General features: G+C 60.5%; 11 protein-coding genes, 2 pseudogenes and 1 other annotated feature. Of the genes and pseudogenes, 7 read left to right on the top strand and 6 right to left on the bottom strand.

Annotated features, from left to right (window positions below; translation table 11 throughout):
- The first annotated feature begins 40 nt into the window (after positions 1-40).
- Both GGR39_RS17460 and GGR39_RS02675 read left to right on the top strand, forming a co-directional pair.
- Positions 41-1336, top strand: a complete 1296-nt coding sequence (locus GGR39_RS17460) for an O-antigen ligase family protein (RefSeq protein ID WP_183615746.1) — start codon at positions 41-43, stop codon at positions 1334-1336.
- 264 nt (positions 1337-1600) lie between these two features.
- A pseudogene (locus GGR39_RS02675) lies at positions 1601-2849 on the top strand (IS3 family transposase).
- Positions 1882-1998: a sequence feature (AL1L pseudoknot), on the top strand. Its footprint overlaps the pseudogene before it by 117 nt.
- Before the next feature lie 421 nt (positions 2850-3270).
- On the opposite strand, the gene GGR39_RS02670 reads toward GGR39_RS02675, so the two are convergent.
- The 3 genes and pseudogenes from GGR39_RS02670 to GGR39_RS02655 form a co-directional block, all read right to left on the bottom strand.
- Positions 3271-4656 carry an O-antigen ligase family protein gene (locus GGR39_RS02670; protein ID WP_183615745.1) on the bottom strand — a complete coding sequence of 462 codons (1386 nt, stop codon included), beginning with the start codon at positions 4654-4656 and terminating at the stop codon, positions 3271-3273.
- A gap of 64 nt (positions 4657-4720) precedes the next feature.
- Positions 4721-5220: pseudogene (locus GGR39_RS02665) on the bottom strand (SOS response-associated peptidase family protein); the annotation flags it as partial.
- Positions 5221-6021: 801 nt separating this feature from the next.
- Complete coding sequence (locus tag GGR39_RS02655) at positions 6022-6267, bottom strand: helix-turn-helix transcriptional regulator (protein ID WP_183615743.1); 246 nt, start codon at positions 6265-6267, stop codon at positions 6022-6024.
- Positions 6268-6837: 570 nt separating this feature from the next.
- Here GGR39_RS02655 and GGR39_RS02650 point away from each other — a divergent pair.
- The 3 genes from GGR39_RS02650 (at position 6838) to GGR39_RS02640 (ending at position 8954) form a co-directional block, all read left to right on the top strand.
- Positions 6838-7722, top strand: coding sequence for an ArdC family protein (locus GGR39_RS02650; protein WP_183615742.1), 885 nt, complete (start codon positions 6838-6840; stop codon positions 7720-7722).
- Positions 7719-7967 carry a sigma factor-like helix-turn-helix DNA-binding protein gene (locus GGR39_RS02645; protein WP_183615741.1) on the top strand — a complete coding sequence of 83 codons (249 nt, stop codon included), beginning with the start codon at positions 7719-7721 and terminating at the stop codon, positions 7965-7967. Before GGR39_RS02650 ends, GGR39_RS02645 begins: the two co-directional genes overlap by 4 nt.
- A gap of 63 nt (positions 7968-8030) precedes the next feature.
- The gene (locus GGR39_RS02640; RefSeq protein ID WP_183615740.1) at positions 8031-8954 is read left to right on the top strand and encodes a nucleotidyltransferase and HEPN domain-containing protein; all 924 of its coding nucleotides are present in this window, start codon (positions 8031-8033) and stop codon (positions 8952-8954) included.
- A gap of 7 nt (positions 8955-8961) precedes the next feature.
- On the opposite strand, the gene GGR39_RS02635 is transcribed toward GGR39_RS02640, so the two are convergent.
- The 3 genes from GGR39_RS02635 to traD form a co-directional block, all read right to left on the bottom strand.
- A complete protein-coding gene (locus tag GGR39_RS02635) occupies positions 8962-9279 on the bottom strand; it encodes a hypothetical protein (protein WP_183615739.1) in 318 nt (105 codons plus the stop codon).
- A 61-nt stretch (positions 9280-9340) separates the two neighbouring features.
- Positions 9341-9547 (bottom strand): conjugal transfer protein TraD, encoded by a 207-nt coding sequence (locus tag GGR39_RS17165; RefSeq protein WP_183615738.1) that lies wholly within the window; start codon positions 9545-9547, stop codon positions 9341-9343.
- A 16-nt stretch (positions 9548-9563) separates the two neighbouring features.
- Positions 9564-9890 carry a conjugal transfer protein TraD gene (gene traD, locus GGR39_RS02625; RefSeq protein WP_183615737.1) on the bottom strand — a complete coding sequence of 109 codons (327 nt, stop codon included), beginning with the start codon at positions 9888-9890 and terminating at the stop codon, positions 9564-9566.
- A gap of 171 nt (positions 9891-10061) precedes the next feature.
- Here traD and traA point away from each other — a divergent pair, with 171 nt between their 5' ends.
- Positions 10062-12962 (top strand): Ti-type conjugative transfer relaxase TraA, encoded by a 2901-nt coding sequence (gene traA, locus GGR39_RS02620; protein WP_183615736.1) that lies wholly within the window; start codon positions 10062-10064, stop codon positions 12960-12962.
- Between the two features lie 10 nt (positions 12963-12972).
- On the top strand, positions 12973-13593 hold the full coding sequence (locus tag GGR39_RS02615; protein WP_183615735.1) for a DUF6118 family protein: 621 nt from the start codon (positions 12973-12975) through the stop codon (positions 13591-13593).
- Positions 13594-13602: the final 9 nt, after the last annotated feature.

Genomic DNA, 13602 nt, shown 5'->3' with positions numbered 1-13602 from the left:
AGACATTCGAGATTTAGCCAGATTGGCTAGGAGAAGTAGTGTGCGTACGGGTGTAAATCAAGCGAATGATCAGCGGACTCTACTGATCGACAAGATATTGTTTGCTCTTGTGCTCTTATACGGATCTCGTGCTTGGATATATCCCTACGATGTGCAGACCCAATTAGAAATTGACGCCCCGCTTATCTTTCAGTTTCAGATCTTTGCCCAGCTACTTGGTTTGGTAGGAATATTTCGTCTAGGCCCTGTAAAGATAGTACACACCGCATCTAATTGGCTGATGCTATGGGCTCTGGTTGGATTAGGAGCTATTTCATATTTTTGGTCGGTGACACCTTTCAACACGTTCGGGATGGCGCGAGCTATGATTCTCACGCTCTTGTCGTGTATGTACTTCGGGAGGGCCATGCGATCTGAGGATATCATGAAGGTAGCCTCATTTGTGATCTCATCTATCATCATCGCTTCGGTTATATTGGCGATCGTTTCTCCATACGGAAGAAGCGAAGGTGCTCATCTCGGAAGCTGGCGCGGACTATACAGCCACAAAAACGGCTTCGGCGAGGCGGCCTCAATAGCAATGATATTTTTTGGCACAAGAATACTTTATGCAAACAAGTTCATCAGCTGGTGGTCTATTGTGTTTCTCGTGTCAATGGTTTGCTGCTTCTTTTCGGACTCCGCAAACTCAATGGGTTCAGCCTTAGCGGGCCTGACTGGAGTTGCAATGGTGAAGGCGTCGAAAGCAGTATTTCGCGGGCGTGTGGCTCGGCAAACTTTGTTTTTCGCGATTTTCTTTGTAGTCATATTACTGATATATTTTGTAGCGGTAGATCTTGTTTTGTCGCTTGGCCGAGATTTGACTTTTACAGGTAGAACGAGAATTTGGTCATTTTACATGAACTATGTCGAGCAACGACCGGCATTAGGCTGGGGATGGACATCATCTGCGGCTAACGAGGTATTCGTTCAGAATTTACGTGACTTCCTCGACCTCCCATATATTCGATCTGCTCACAGCGCTTATATCACGATGCTAGTAGAACTAGGTTATTTCGGACTGACTCTTTACGCTGCGTGGCTATTGTCAACGTTGTTTGGGGCTTTTGGAAAAGCCAGTAGGGACAATGATGAACTGTCACTTGTATGTGGTGCTATGTGTACAGGGATGATAACGTTTGGCTTCTTTGAGGTTTCTGGCGGATTTATTCCTAGCCTTTGGTTGATTCTGGTGGTGACATGCACAGTAAGCCGGAAGTTTTCGGCGCGGAGAGTTGGCGCCGATGTTGCAGACGACGTGATTAGAACCTTAGGTCGTCGGAAGGTCAATATGTGAATAAACGTCATGAGTTGTGTGGTTTGCTCTTCTCGTAGTGTGCGTCTCGGCTGTTTAGCGGATGGTGAGCACCATCAACCTATACCGGCTTGCAGAAGGACTTCGGTAGGTCGGCGCTCGTCGTCTAGCTCGACGATTGAGGGGCCTGCCGCAAGCGCTGCGATTGCTGTAATTGCCACAGGGTCTACGATAGACGTAGCCGATGGGGATGTGAACCGCGCCGGGTTTGCCGGAGGCTCCAACTCTTGAGTAGATGGAGCCGATATGAGCAAGACCACGAACAAGTTTGCGCCGGAGGTGCGCGATCGAGCGATCCGGATGGTGCTGGATCACGAGCGGGATTATCCGTCGCGCTGGGCAACGGTTGTTTCGATAGCCGAGAAGATCGGCTGCTCGCCGCCGACGCTGCATGAGTGGGTGAAGAAAGCTGAGGTCAACAGTGGCAAGCGTGCCGGTGTCCCGACTGAGGTTGCCGATAAGGTGAAGGCGCTGGAGCGCGAGGTCCGCGAGCTGCGGCAGGCCAACGAGATTCTCCGCAAGGCGTCGGCATATTTTGCGCAGGCGGAGCTCGACCGCCCGTTCCGGCGATGATCGCGTTCATTGACGATCACCGCAATGCCTATGGGGTCGAGCCGATCTGCCGCGTCCTGCCGATCGCCCCATCCACTTACCACGAGCGTGTCGCGCAGCGTCAGGATCCCACACGCCTGTCAGCGCGGGCTCGGCAGGATGTGGCCCTCAAGCCGGAGATCGCGCGCGTATTCGCCGAGAACTTCGCGGTCTACGGCGTGCGCAAGGTGTGGCGGCAGATGATGCGGGAGGGGTTTCCGATCGCCCGTTGTACGGTCGCTCGACTGATGCGCGAGATGGGCTTGGCAGGAGTGATCCGTGGCAAGCCAGTGCGCACCACGATCAGCGACAAAGCGGCGCCGTGCCCGCTGGACCACGTGAACCGCCAGTTTTACGCGCCAGCGCCGAACAGACTGTGGGTGTCGGACTTGGCTTCGCCGCCCTTCGGGTCACCTACGTCGCGACCTGGGCGGGGTTTGTCTACGTCGCCTTCGTCATCGATACCTATGCTCGGCGGATCGTAGGCTGGCGGGCCAGCAGGACGGCGCACGCCAGCTTTGTTCTCGATGCTTTGGAACAGGCGCTTCACGATCGCCGGCCGACCCATCGGGGCGGCCTCATCCATCATAGCGATCGGGGCCCCCAATACGTATCCATCAAGTACACCGAGCGTCTCGCCGAAGCCGGGATCGAACCATCGGTCGGCTGCGTCGGGGACAGCTACGACAACGCTTTGGCCGAGACGATCAACGGCCTTTACAAGGCCGAGGTGATCCACCGCCGTGGACCATGGCGTTCCTTCGAAGCAGTGGAATACGCGACCCTCGAATGGGTCGACTGGTTCAACCATCGCCGTCTGCTGGAGCCTATCGGCAACATCCCGCCTGCCGAAGCCGAAAAACGATATTATGCTGCCGCCAACAACATTGATATGGCAGCGTGACTCACAACCCAACGCCTCCGGCAGACCCGGCGCGGTTCAAACTTTCAACGGGCAGAGGCCCCTTTACGCCCATTCCCAAGAGCGAGTGGCCACAACGATTACGCGACGCGTTTGGTACAGAGGATGCTGATCCGTCATCTATGGCCGATACCGCCATCGACCTCACGGAGAATGGTGAGCATGTCTTGCGCCTCTTTGGTATCCGCCATCTCTAACGAATTTGTCCACGCCGCCTAGCAGCATGAGCCATCTGCACGGATTTGAGTCAGAGCCGCTTTTTTAGCGTCAATTTACAGTTCTGCAACACTCGGGCGTTGACGCTCCATCTACCGGAGATCGCTCTTGTCGTCGCAACGAAGGCTCATGCCATAGTGCTTTATGGAGACTTCAAAAAGACGTTCAGCAGCGATGGTTGTTTGCGTCAGCTTTCTTCCGACAAGCTTTCTGCCGCAGCTTGCCGCCGTTTCTGGCGGCCCATCCGCATCTCTGCCAAGTTTTGGAACTCGTCGCCTTCTTTGGTGCCCGATGTCTTAGTTCTTCCGTTTTGCTCGTAGCGAAGCCCATAACGGTGGAGCTGTGCCAAGGCTATGAGAAGGAAAGCATTGCCGAGTGCATCGTCTGCAAATAGGCTGCTTTCCGAGAAGTTTTCCAGCAGAAAGAAGACAAGCAGAGCAAGGATTAAAGCGGCTCGCTGCGGCTGCCGCCCGATCATGCTGCCAATCTGGGCCATGGGCCACACGAGTGCCGCATAAAGCGCCAGCGCCAAGCCCGGTAACCCGAGTTGGACGAGAAGGTCGAGATAGCCGTTGTGGCCTTGATCAATGTTCTTCCACATGCCGGCGCCAGGTGCCTCGGGATCAAGAAGGTTTGCCGACGCATCCCAATATGCACCATAGCCCGAACCCAGAAGGGGATGGTCCAGATAAAACTGGATCATTGGTCGCCAGATCGCACCGCGTCCGGTGAGGGCCATGGTGTTGTTGGTGAGCGATAAGAAGAAGTCTCGCTGAACGGTGAGCAGGGCTAACCCCAGAAGCAACAGACCGTACACGATCCTGGTTCCCATCACCTGAGATCTGGACGAAGGCCCACTCGGAGGTAAATAGCGTTTAGAAAACAATAGGATCGCACCTCCGGCAGCTAAGGCTGTTGGCAATGCCAACCATGCTGTCTTCGACCATGCCTGGAAGAAGAAGATCAGTGCCCCCAAGATAACAGCATAGCGCCCCACAGCAGGAACTTTGCGGCTATCGAAAGCGAAAAGGATGATAGTAACGGCGCAGAGTACACCTGCGATGTTTTTATGGGCCATGAACCCGCGCCAGAGGCTTTGGCCCTCAAACATCTGTGTGCCCAATGCGGGAGCCCAAAGGACTACGGCAAAGTTCAGGATTAGGGCGCCCACGACGGCGATGCGTAGAATCTTGGAGGAACGTCGGGTTCCTAGGTCGCAAACACCGCTGAAAATGCCCAAGTAGACCAAGCTGAGCAGGATCAGACGTTTGCCAGTAAGCTCAACATGCTGAGTCCAGGCTAGGCTTAAGGCGCACCACAGCAGGAGCGGAAGCATAGGTGTTCGAAACGCACGCAGCGATCGTTCCCATCCTCTCGCTACGATAAGGGCGGCCTGCAGCAGCCCTACAACTCCGTATACGTAGATCCTGAAGACCTTCTGCCCAGGGCTCAAGGCACCGCTCATGTCCATAAAGGGTGTTGCGAGTACGAGAACAAGCAGCAGGACAAAGGAGAATGAAGCCAGCACTGTGACGGCAGTGCTGTCTTTTGGGTCGGCGACCTGAAGTTTCAATGAGACATACCCGCTAAGATCCAGCCTGATAGCAGCACCGCATATCCCCGTGCCGTGTCATACACAACATGACCTCGACTTTGGGATGAATTGGCTCGACCAGAGCGTTGGGTTCGCACGTGACCATCGTGAACCCGTTGCCTTCGCGGGTTCGCTGCCAGAACCCACCGACTGCGAACACTGGCTGATCTATCACCTCGAACCACATCTCGCCTTTGAGCGGTGGCTTGCCATGCCGAGATCGCGCTTGTCTGGCGTGAACTTGCAAAACTCGGTCAGCGGCACAAGGCAGCGGCCTTTAGGCCGCTCGGCAAGCTTGCGCCATTGCGGCAGCTCGAGCTGCCGCACGTTGGTCATCTTCCATTTGGCCTGGCCGCCAAGCACGTCCCAGATCATCACGTCCCAAGCGCGGCGGCCATCCTGCTACCGCACGACGAAGTTGCGGCTACCGGGCCTGAGCTCGCGCGGATCGAAGCGGTTATCGCGCGGGCGCTACGTGAAGAGTTGAGCGGCTGAACCCCAAAGGGTTCCTGGCTCACCAGCCATGCGGGCACGATTACACATGGACAGATATGATGCCGGAGCTGCTCTTGCTCCAACTGCATACAGGCCGGCCGCCCCGGATGTGTGCAGGCGTCGTAGTGCGTACGCGATCTCACCGGGTTAGCGAGGGCCTCCCGCCAACAAGGCAGCGCACCACCGAACGCCCATAGACGTCACGATAGCGCGCAATGCATGTCAGCAACTTGCCGTCGATCGCCGATCGGAGGGCTGATGCAGCATCTGCACCGCAGGTCCATGCGCTGATATTGACTTCGCGAGTCTGCCGGTACTCCGGAGCATCTATGCCGAAGAGGCGGACGCCTTGTCCGCTCAAGGTCAGGCTATCGCCGTCGACCGAACGCGCCACGCCCGTCAGCGTTTGTGCTGCCGATGGCGCCGGCATGGCGAGCAGCACCGAGATGAAGAGAGCATTGAGCCTCGGCCACTCTAGCGGCCGGTGATTACCAGATCTTTGATCGCATCCAAGTCGGCACATCCGAAGGCGAAGGCGAAGACGGAACGGCGCGGATAGCCCCCTCATCGACCACGATCGTGGCCGCATTGCGGCATCCGAACCCGTGAAAACCAGCAAAGACATGGCACAGATCGGTACGCCCAAACCCGGCGCGGTTCATGGGCCCGCGCCAGTGCAAGGATGCGGCGACTTCCTCGAGCTTACCGTCCGTTACAATCTTGCTCCTCATAGGGGTTGAGCTTCGCCGGCCGAGGGCTGCTAATGCTTTGTGCACTTATCGGTTCGCGAATGCGTTCAAGATGAGGCCAGTCGTGGTAGCGCTCTGGCCAAGACAGGCACTGCTCTGGCTAGAAGCACTTCCGATCAACCGCGCCTCGGGAGACAACTCCATCATTCCGGACCTCATAGAACATCGGGTTCTGCATCCACTCGTTGACGGCAGACTCGCGCCAGCCTGTGCATCGCGTGGCAATGTGGACTTGGCGGGGGAACGTGCCGGCCTGGATCTTGCGGTAGAGCGTCGCACGCGAGAGCCCGGTGCGATCGAGGACCGCGTTGAGGCGGAGGATGCGGTCGGTTGATGTAGCGGCCATGGGGCGTTTCTCCTGAGATGAAATTAGTTCTCCTGTGCCCCTGAAACGAGAGACTTGAGGCCGTTCCAGCGCCCGTCAAGAAGCGGTTAGCCGTCCTGGTCCCAGCGTCACTCAACAGCACCCTCGCGACATTAGAGAGTGCTTTTGCCAGATAAGTAGAAGGCATGTTTTGGCGTCTCAGTGCGTCGCACTGACCGCGCTCTACCTGCGCTTCGCTCCGGCCGAGTCGCCTGATCGGCGTCTCGTCGGCATGGCCGTCACGATCGCCTGACGCGTGTCCGGCCTGCTTTTCACAGGCCGGTGTGAGCTGCCGTGCAGCTCGTCAGTAGCCGCCGCGCTATTCGCGCGGCGGCGCAGGCCTTTGGCGGCATCAAGGTGGCGGGGGGCGTCGCTACCCGTTAGCCCCGCCTCGCCGAGGCGCAACCCGCGTTCGCTTGTGCTCTTCGCGGGTCCTCCACTTCGTTGCGGCCTTGTCAGGTGCACCCCGCCTCAGTCGGCGGGGCTGTTGGTCCGCTCCTGCCGCCCCCCGCCACCCTGGCGCCGGTCAATGGCGGTTGAGGAGTGAAGGACATGAAGGATTATCGTCAGAGCCTCTACGCCGAGGTTACGCAGCGGATCGTCGCGGAGCTGGAAGCAGGCAGGTTGCCATGGGTGCAGCCGTGGGATGCAAGCCGCTGTGTTTGTTCGATGCCGAGCAATGCCGTGTCGGGGCGCGGGTACTCGGGGATCAACGTGCTGATCCTGTGGGCGGCGGGCGTAGAGCAGGGCTTCACCTCCCAGCGCTGGCTGACCTACCGGCAGGCCGAACAGGCAGGCGGACATGTGCGGCGCGGCGAGAAGGGCACGGTCATCTGCTATGCCGATCGCTTCACACCCAGGGACGAGGCCGACAAGGCGCAGAGCGAAGATCGCGAGGCTAGGATGGTTGCATTCCTCAAGCGGTTCACCGTCTTCAACCTGGATCAATGCGAAGGGCTGCCAGAGGCGCTGAAAAGCCTGCAGGTCTCGGCGGATCCGATCGTTGCGGTTGAGGCCGTCGACGCGATCATCCGTGCCAGTGGTGCCGACGTCCGGATCGGTGGTGGCGAGGCCTACTATGCACCGGCGCAGGACTATGTGGCAGTGCCACCGCAAGCTGCCTTTCACGAGCCAATCAACTGGTACCGCACGGCGCTGCATGAGCTGGGGCACTGGACCGGGCACACGAGCCGATTGGGACGCGATCAGTCGGGCAAGTTTGGAACAGCTGCTTATGCCAGGGAAGAGCTTGTCGCCGAGATGGCGAGCGCGTTTGCCTGTGCCTCGCTCGGCATCGTGCCGACAGTGCGGCATGCGGACTATGTGGGTGCCTGGCTGCAGGTGCTGCATGCCGACGAGAAGGCGATCTTTCGGGCGGCGAGTGCCGCCAGCAAGGCAGCGGACTTTCTCCTGAGCTGTGGGGAGGCGCAAGCATGAGCGAGCAGCGTCCCTCGCGTGCCTTCGTGAGGAAGGCACGCCGCAGCCTGCGGCGCATGACCAATCTGCAGCGTGAGGTGTTCCTGGCCATGCGCTTTGAAGAGGGTGTGACTTACGCGCAGCTGGCTAAACGCTATGGCCTGACCGAGAGCGAGGTGCAGCACGCGTTCGCATCTGCGCTCTTCATCTTCGCCAAGAGCATCCGCAAGCCTGAGCCCTGGTGGTGGCGCTTGTGGCCATGGTGACCAGCCACACCCGTAAAGCGATGGCTTGCCATCGCTCGGCTGTCGCGACAGGGTAGCAGTGTTATGCGCAGCGATCTCGATCATCTACCACCCGCCAAGCAGCGTGAGCTGGAACGCGTGGTGCACATCATCTTCGAGGAATTCGGAGCCGCGCACGAGAACGCGACTGCGCGGCGCAAGCGCGGGCGGATCCTCAAGGTGATCCTCTATGGCAGCCACGCGCGCGGCGGCTGGGTCGATGAGCCGCATACGGCGAAGGGCTACGTCTCCGACTTCGACCTGCTGATCATCGTCAACCAGAAGGAGCTGACCGACCGCGCCGCCTATTGGACCGCGGCCGAGCAGCGCCTAATTGAAGAGAAGCTAGCCGGCCGCCTGCGCACACCCGTCAACTTCGTGGTGCACTCCTGGCAGGAAGTCGGCGACGGGCTCGCGCATGGGCGCTTCTTCTTCCTCGACATCGCACGTGATGGGATTGTGCTGCAGGAGGTGGACGACAGGCCGCTGCCGGAGCCGAAGCCGAAGACACCGCAGCAGGCGCTCGCGATGGCGAAGGAGTACTTCGAAGAGTGGTTTCCGAGTGCAGCGGAGTTCCTCGACAACTACGTTTTCAACCTCTCAAAGGGGCGGCACAACAACGCGGCTTTCCAACTCCATCAAGCAGCGGAGCGGCTCTACCACTGCGTTCTTTTGGTCAGCACCTTCTACACGCCGCACAACCACAATCTGGCGTTCTTGCGCACGCAGGCCGAGCGGCTCGACATGCGCCTGGTCTATGCATGGCCACGCGAAACGAGACAGCAGCGTGCGATGTTTGAAAAGTTGAAGGACGCCTACGTGAAGGCGCGCTACTCGAAGCACTACAAGATCACCTCTGAGGAGCTCATGTGGCTTGGCGAACAGGTCGAGGAACTCGGCCGGGTCGTGCACGCGATCTGCACTGAGCGGATCGCGCAGCTGGAAGCGACTGCGCGAGAGGCTGGTTGAGCAACGATCAGGGAAAGATGCCGGTCAATTGCACCATCGGCGCATCCTCGCCAAACCTGGTGCGGCAATCGTCCTCGTAGAGTTGCTGCACACGCCGAGCTGCCTGGACCGCGCGCGGGCGGATGAGGGCGAGCACGATGAACATGCCGCACAGCGTCAGAAAGCCAATCGCGAGGGGGTCGCGCATCAAGGTCTTGTCGGCGCTGAAGATCGCCCAGGTAAAGCTGAAGCAGACCACTGTCGCAACGCCACATGCCTTGTAGAAACGGTCAGCGATCACGTCCATGCGCCGCTGATAGTGCTCGTGCAGGGTGTATGCGTCCATCTGTCATCCTTCGACCCGCTGATACTTCGCCCCTGAGCCTGACGATGATGCCCTTGTGCGGTCAATCATCAGATCCAAAGGCGCGTTTGCCGCGTCGCCGCCATAGCGTCAGCACAGCCTCGCGATCCTCGCTGCGCAACCTTGCCGCGGCTTCGGTCAGCATGCCGATGATCACGGCGCGATCATCGTCGACAAGCTTGACCACACCAGCCTTCACTACCAGCCCACCAAGCTCGATCAGATGGCGGGTCCGCTCTCGGCGCTTCACCTGCCACTCGCGGGTGTCATGCCGCGCCTGGCTCGCTGCCAGGCGAAGGCGCGTTGCTGACAGTTTGCCGATCGCTTGGCGGCTTGCTGGTAGCGCGGTTGCCAGCGCTCTCCCGCTCGCCTGAAAAGAAGACAGCGCCCCGCTTGCGCCATGCCTCCTTCGTCGCAAGGTCGCTGGTCGCGGCGGCCGCAAGAAGCGCGCCTGCGAGTTCTTCAGCTACGAGGCTGTCGGCACCTGTCGCGATGACCAGCTCGCCGAGCTGGCTCTGCCGCCGCGATTTGAGTTGCCGCGCTTTCTGCTCGAGTGCCTTCAGCTCCGAATCGTAATCACGGGGTTTGCGCATCTGTCCGGCTCCTTGTAGCGGTGGCGGACGCACCAGTTATCGGCGCTCTCGATCAGCAGCAATGCGGTGAAATCTCCTGAGATTTCGCATTCCCGAGATTGATGAAATCTTTCGAGGGCGCGCTTATACGTCGTGCCGACGTGCTCGTTTGGATGTAAATGGTATGTCGCCATGGCGATCTACCACTTCTCGGCCAAAGTCATCTCCCGCGCTTCCGGCTCGTCCGCCGTGGCCGCGGCCGCCTATCGCTCGGCCTCGCGGCTGCACGACCAGCGCCTCGACCGTGCGCACGACTTCTCCAACAAAGCCGGCGTCGTGCACTCCGAAGTCATGCTGCCCGACGGCGCGCCTGAGCGCTGGCAGGATCGGGAAGTGCTGTGGAATGATGTCGAAGCCGTCGAAGTGCGCAAGGATGCCCAGCTGGCGCGCGAGATCGAGTTCGCGCTTCCGCGCGAGTTGGACCAGGCGGACGGCATTCGCCTGGCGCGTGACTTCGTGGCTCGAGAATTCGTAGACCGCGGCATGGTCGCCGATCTCAACGTGCACTGGGATATCGGCGAGGATGGGCTCCCCAAACCCCACGCGCATGTGATGCTGGGACTGCGGCAAGTCACCGACGAGGGCTTCGGCCCCAAAGTGCGCGAGTGGAACAAGATCGAGCTGCTCACCCACTGGAGGGAAGCCTGGGCCGAACACGTCAACGCGCGCCTGGCCGAGCTCGACATCGATGCCCGGGTCGATCACCGATCCTTGGAAGCGCAGGGCATCGAACTCGAGCCGCAGCACAAGATCGGTCCGGCTGCGTCCCGGATGGCGGGGCAAGGGCTGGAGAGCGAGCGGCTCGACGAGCATCATGCGATCGCACGCGAGAACGGCGCGCGGATCCTCGCCAAGCCTACGATCGCACTGGATGCGATCACCCAGCAGCAAGCGACTTTCACCACCCGTGATCTTGCCAGGTTTGTGCATCGGCACAGCGAGGGCAAGGACCAGTTCGATCAGGTTCTGGCAGCTGTCCGAGCCTCACCCGAGCTGGTCTCGCTGGGCAAGGATGGCAGAGGCGAGGACCGCTTCACCTCGCGCGGCATGATCGAAACCGAGCGGCGGCTGGAGAGTGCGACCATACGGCTCGATGCCACACGCAACCATGGCGTCGACGAGCGCCACATCGAGCGCGCGCTGGCGCGCGCTCAATCCAGAGATATGGTACTCTCGCCCGAGCAGCGCGGTGCCTTGGAGCATGCGACCAGCAGCCGCGGTCTCACCAGCGTCGTCGGCTACGCCGGCACCGGTAAGAGCGCGATGCTGGGCGTGGCGCGCGAGGCCTGGGAGCAGGCCGGCTACGACGTGCGGGGGCTCGCATTGTCTGGCATCGCTGCCGAGAACCTCGAAAGCGGTTCTGGGATCGCCAGTCGCACCATCGCCAGCATGGAGCAACAGTGGAGCCAGCAGCGTGAGCTGCTGACCAACCGTTCCGTGCTCGTCATCGACGAGGCCGGGATGATCGGTACTCGCCAGATGGAGCGTATGCTGGCCGAAGCCGAGAAGCGCCAGGCCAAGGTCGTGCTGGTCGGGGATCCCGAGCAGTTGCAGGCGATCGAGGCGGGCGCAGCCTTCCGCTCGATCGCCGAGCGCCATGGCGCCATCGAGATCACCCAAGTGCGCCGTCAGCGTGAGGACTGGCAGCGCGATGCAACACGGCACCTGGCGACAGGACGCACCGGCGAGGCGCTGGCTGCGTATGAGCAGGCGGGGCATGTCCATGCGGCAGACACCCGAGACGCTGCACGCACCAATCTGATCGCGCGCTGGGACACGGACCGGCAGGCAAATCCCAATGCAAGCCACATCATCCTCACCCATACCAACGACGAAGTGCAAGCGCTGAACCAGGCGGCAAGAGCGCGGCTGCGTGCCGCCGATCAGCTGGGCAAGGAGGTGACGCTCGGCGTCGAACGTGGCAGCCGTGACTTTGCTGAGGGCGACCGCGTCATGTTCCTGAAGAACGAGCGCAGCCTGGGTGTGAAGAACGGCTCGCTCGGCACCATCCGCTCCGTCAGTCCGATCAGCATGGCGGTGATGCTCGACGATGGCCGCGCCGTCGCCTTCGACCTCAAGGAGTACAATCAGATTGACCACGGCTACGCCGCGACGATCCACAAGGCGCAAGGCATGACCGTCGACAAGGTCCATGTGCTCGCCACGCCAGGGCTCGATCGGCATGGTGCTTACGTAGCGCTCTCGCGTCATCGTGATCAGGTCGACCTGCACTACGGCGCCGACGACTTTGCCGACCGCGACCGCCTTGTGCGCACGCTGGGACGCGAGCGCTGCAAGGACATGGTGGCGGATTACACGCAGGCTGCTTCGCATCAGCCCCAACTACGGTCAGCCGAACGAAGGAAGGCAGCGCCTGCACCCGTGCGAGATCCGTTTGCAGGTCTCGATCTGCGGCCGCTGAGCACGCCCCCGACGCGTGGCGTGTTCGACGCTTTGGACCTGCCGACATCGCCAACGCCGCGCCTGCCCGCTCCAATCAGCTTGAACACTGCGGTTCAACGCTTCGCGAGGGCAACGGCCGATATCATGCGCATGCGCAAGGATGGCTATACCGAACTCCCGCACCATCGCCTGGCCTACGACAAGGCAGCAGCCGGACTCGATGTAGCTCGGCCAGATGCTGCCCGTGATCTTCGCGCCGCATTCGCCCGCGATCGCGAACTCATCTCCGCGGCAGCCGCTGGCCGAACCGACGCTGCGATTCGTGCCATGGTGCTCGAGGCCGAGCTGAAGGTAAGTCCCGAACGGCGTGCAGACCGCTTCTTGGAAGATTGGCAGAAGCTGGCAAAAGCGCACCGCTCCATGCGCCAAGCCGGCGATCAGAGAGGAGTAGCCGCGATCGAGAAGCAGATGACTGGCATGGCGAAGAGCATGGGGCGAGACGCTCAGGCCGAGTCGCTGGTCAGAAAACGGCTTCCAGGCCTCGGGATCGAGGCTCGCGCAGGAGCATCGTTGTCCCATACTGTCCAGGACTGGCTCGGCCTCTCGCGTGGACGCGGGCTTGGCAGATAGAAGTTGCCAGATGGAACACGAAAACGTCCGACCCGCCGACACCAGCCTTGCCGCACACGCCTTTGGCGAGCTGCGCGCCGAGATCAGTCTGCTGCGCCGTGCTGTCGAGCGGCTTACCGACGAGCGCACGGCGCAGCCGGACTACGGGCCGAGCCTCGAAGCGATCAGCAAACGGCTGGAGGATGTCGGTGTCTGGGCTCGCAGCATTTCAGAGCGACCTTTGATCAAGCTGAAGCCTGAAGCCCTCGAGCGCGCGATCGCCGACGCGGCGATCGGCAGCCGTGCCAGGGATCAGCAGATGCTGAATCAAGCTCAAGGCGCCATGGAAGCTGCGGGCAAGCGGATCGATGCGCTGATTGCACGCGGCCGAGCCGCAAGCGAGCAGGACCGCGAGCTTCGGCACAATCGGATCGCCTTCGCGTTTGCCGGCATGGTGCTTTGGTCAATGTTGCCAGGCGCTGTCGCGCGATCGCTCCCGGTCAGCTGGAACGTGCCTGAGCGGATTGCCGCACGGATGCTTGGCTCCGACATGTGGGCTGCAGGTGCCAACATGATGGCCAAGGCCAATCCGGAGCGATGGAACCAGATTGTCGATCATGAGCGGGAGCGCGCTTTAACGAAAAAGAGGTAGCCGTAATTC

This window comes from Novosphingobium fluoreni, assembly GCF_014196615.1.
Lineage (GTDB): Bacteria > Pseudomonadota > Alphaproteobacteria > Sphingomonadales > Sphingomonadaceae > Novosphingobium > Novosphingobium fluoreni.
This window is presented reverse-complemented; position numbering and strand designations above follow the sequence as displayed.

Bases quoted from the DNA above. Each gene is read 5' to 3' on its own strand.
- traA (WP_183615736.1), top strand. From the start codon at position 10,062: ATGGCGATCTACCACTTCTCGGCCAAAGTCATCTCCCGCGCTTCCGGC.
- GGR39_RS02655 (WP_183615743.1), bottom strand. From the start codon at position 6,267: ATGGCCGCTACATCAACCGACCGCATCCTCCGCCTCAACGCGGTCCTC.
- GGR39_RS02635 (WP_183615739.1), bottom strand. From the start codon at position 9,279: ATGGACGCATACACCCTGCACGAGCACTATCAGCGGCGCATGGACGTG.
- traD (WP_183615737.1), bottom strand. From the start codon at position 9,890: ATGCGCAAACCCCGTGATTACGATTCGGAGCTGAAGGCACTCGAGCAG.
- GGR39_RS02645 (WP_183615741.1), top strand. From the start codon at position 7,719: ATGAGCGAGCAGCGTCCCTCGCGTGCCTTCGTGAGGAAGGCACGCCGC.
- GGR39_RS02640 (WP_183615740.1), top strand. From the start codon at position 8,031: ATGCGCAGCGATCTCGATCATCTACCACCCGCCAAGCAGCGTGAGCTG.
- GGR39_RS02615 (WP_183615735.1), top strand. From the start codon at position 12,973: ATGGAACACGAAAACGTCCGACCCGCCGACACCAGCCTTGCCGCACAC.
- GGR39_RS02650 (WP_183615742.1), top strand. From the start codon at position 6,838: ATGAAGGATTATCGTCAGAGCCTCTACGCCGAGGTTACGCAGCGGATC.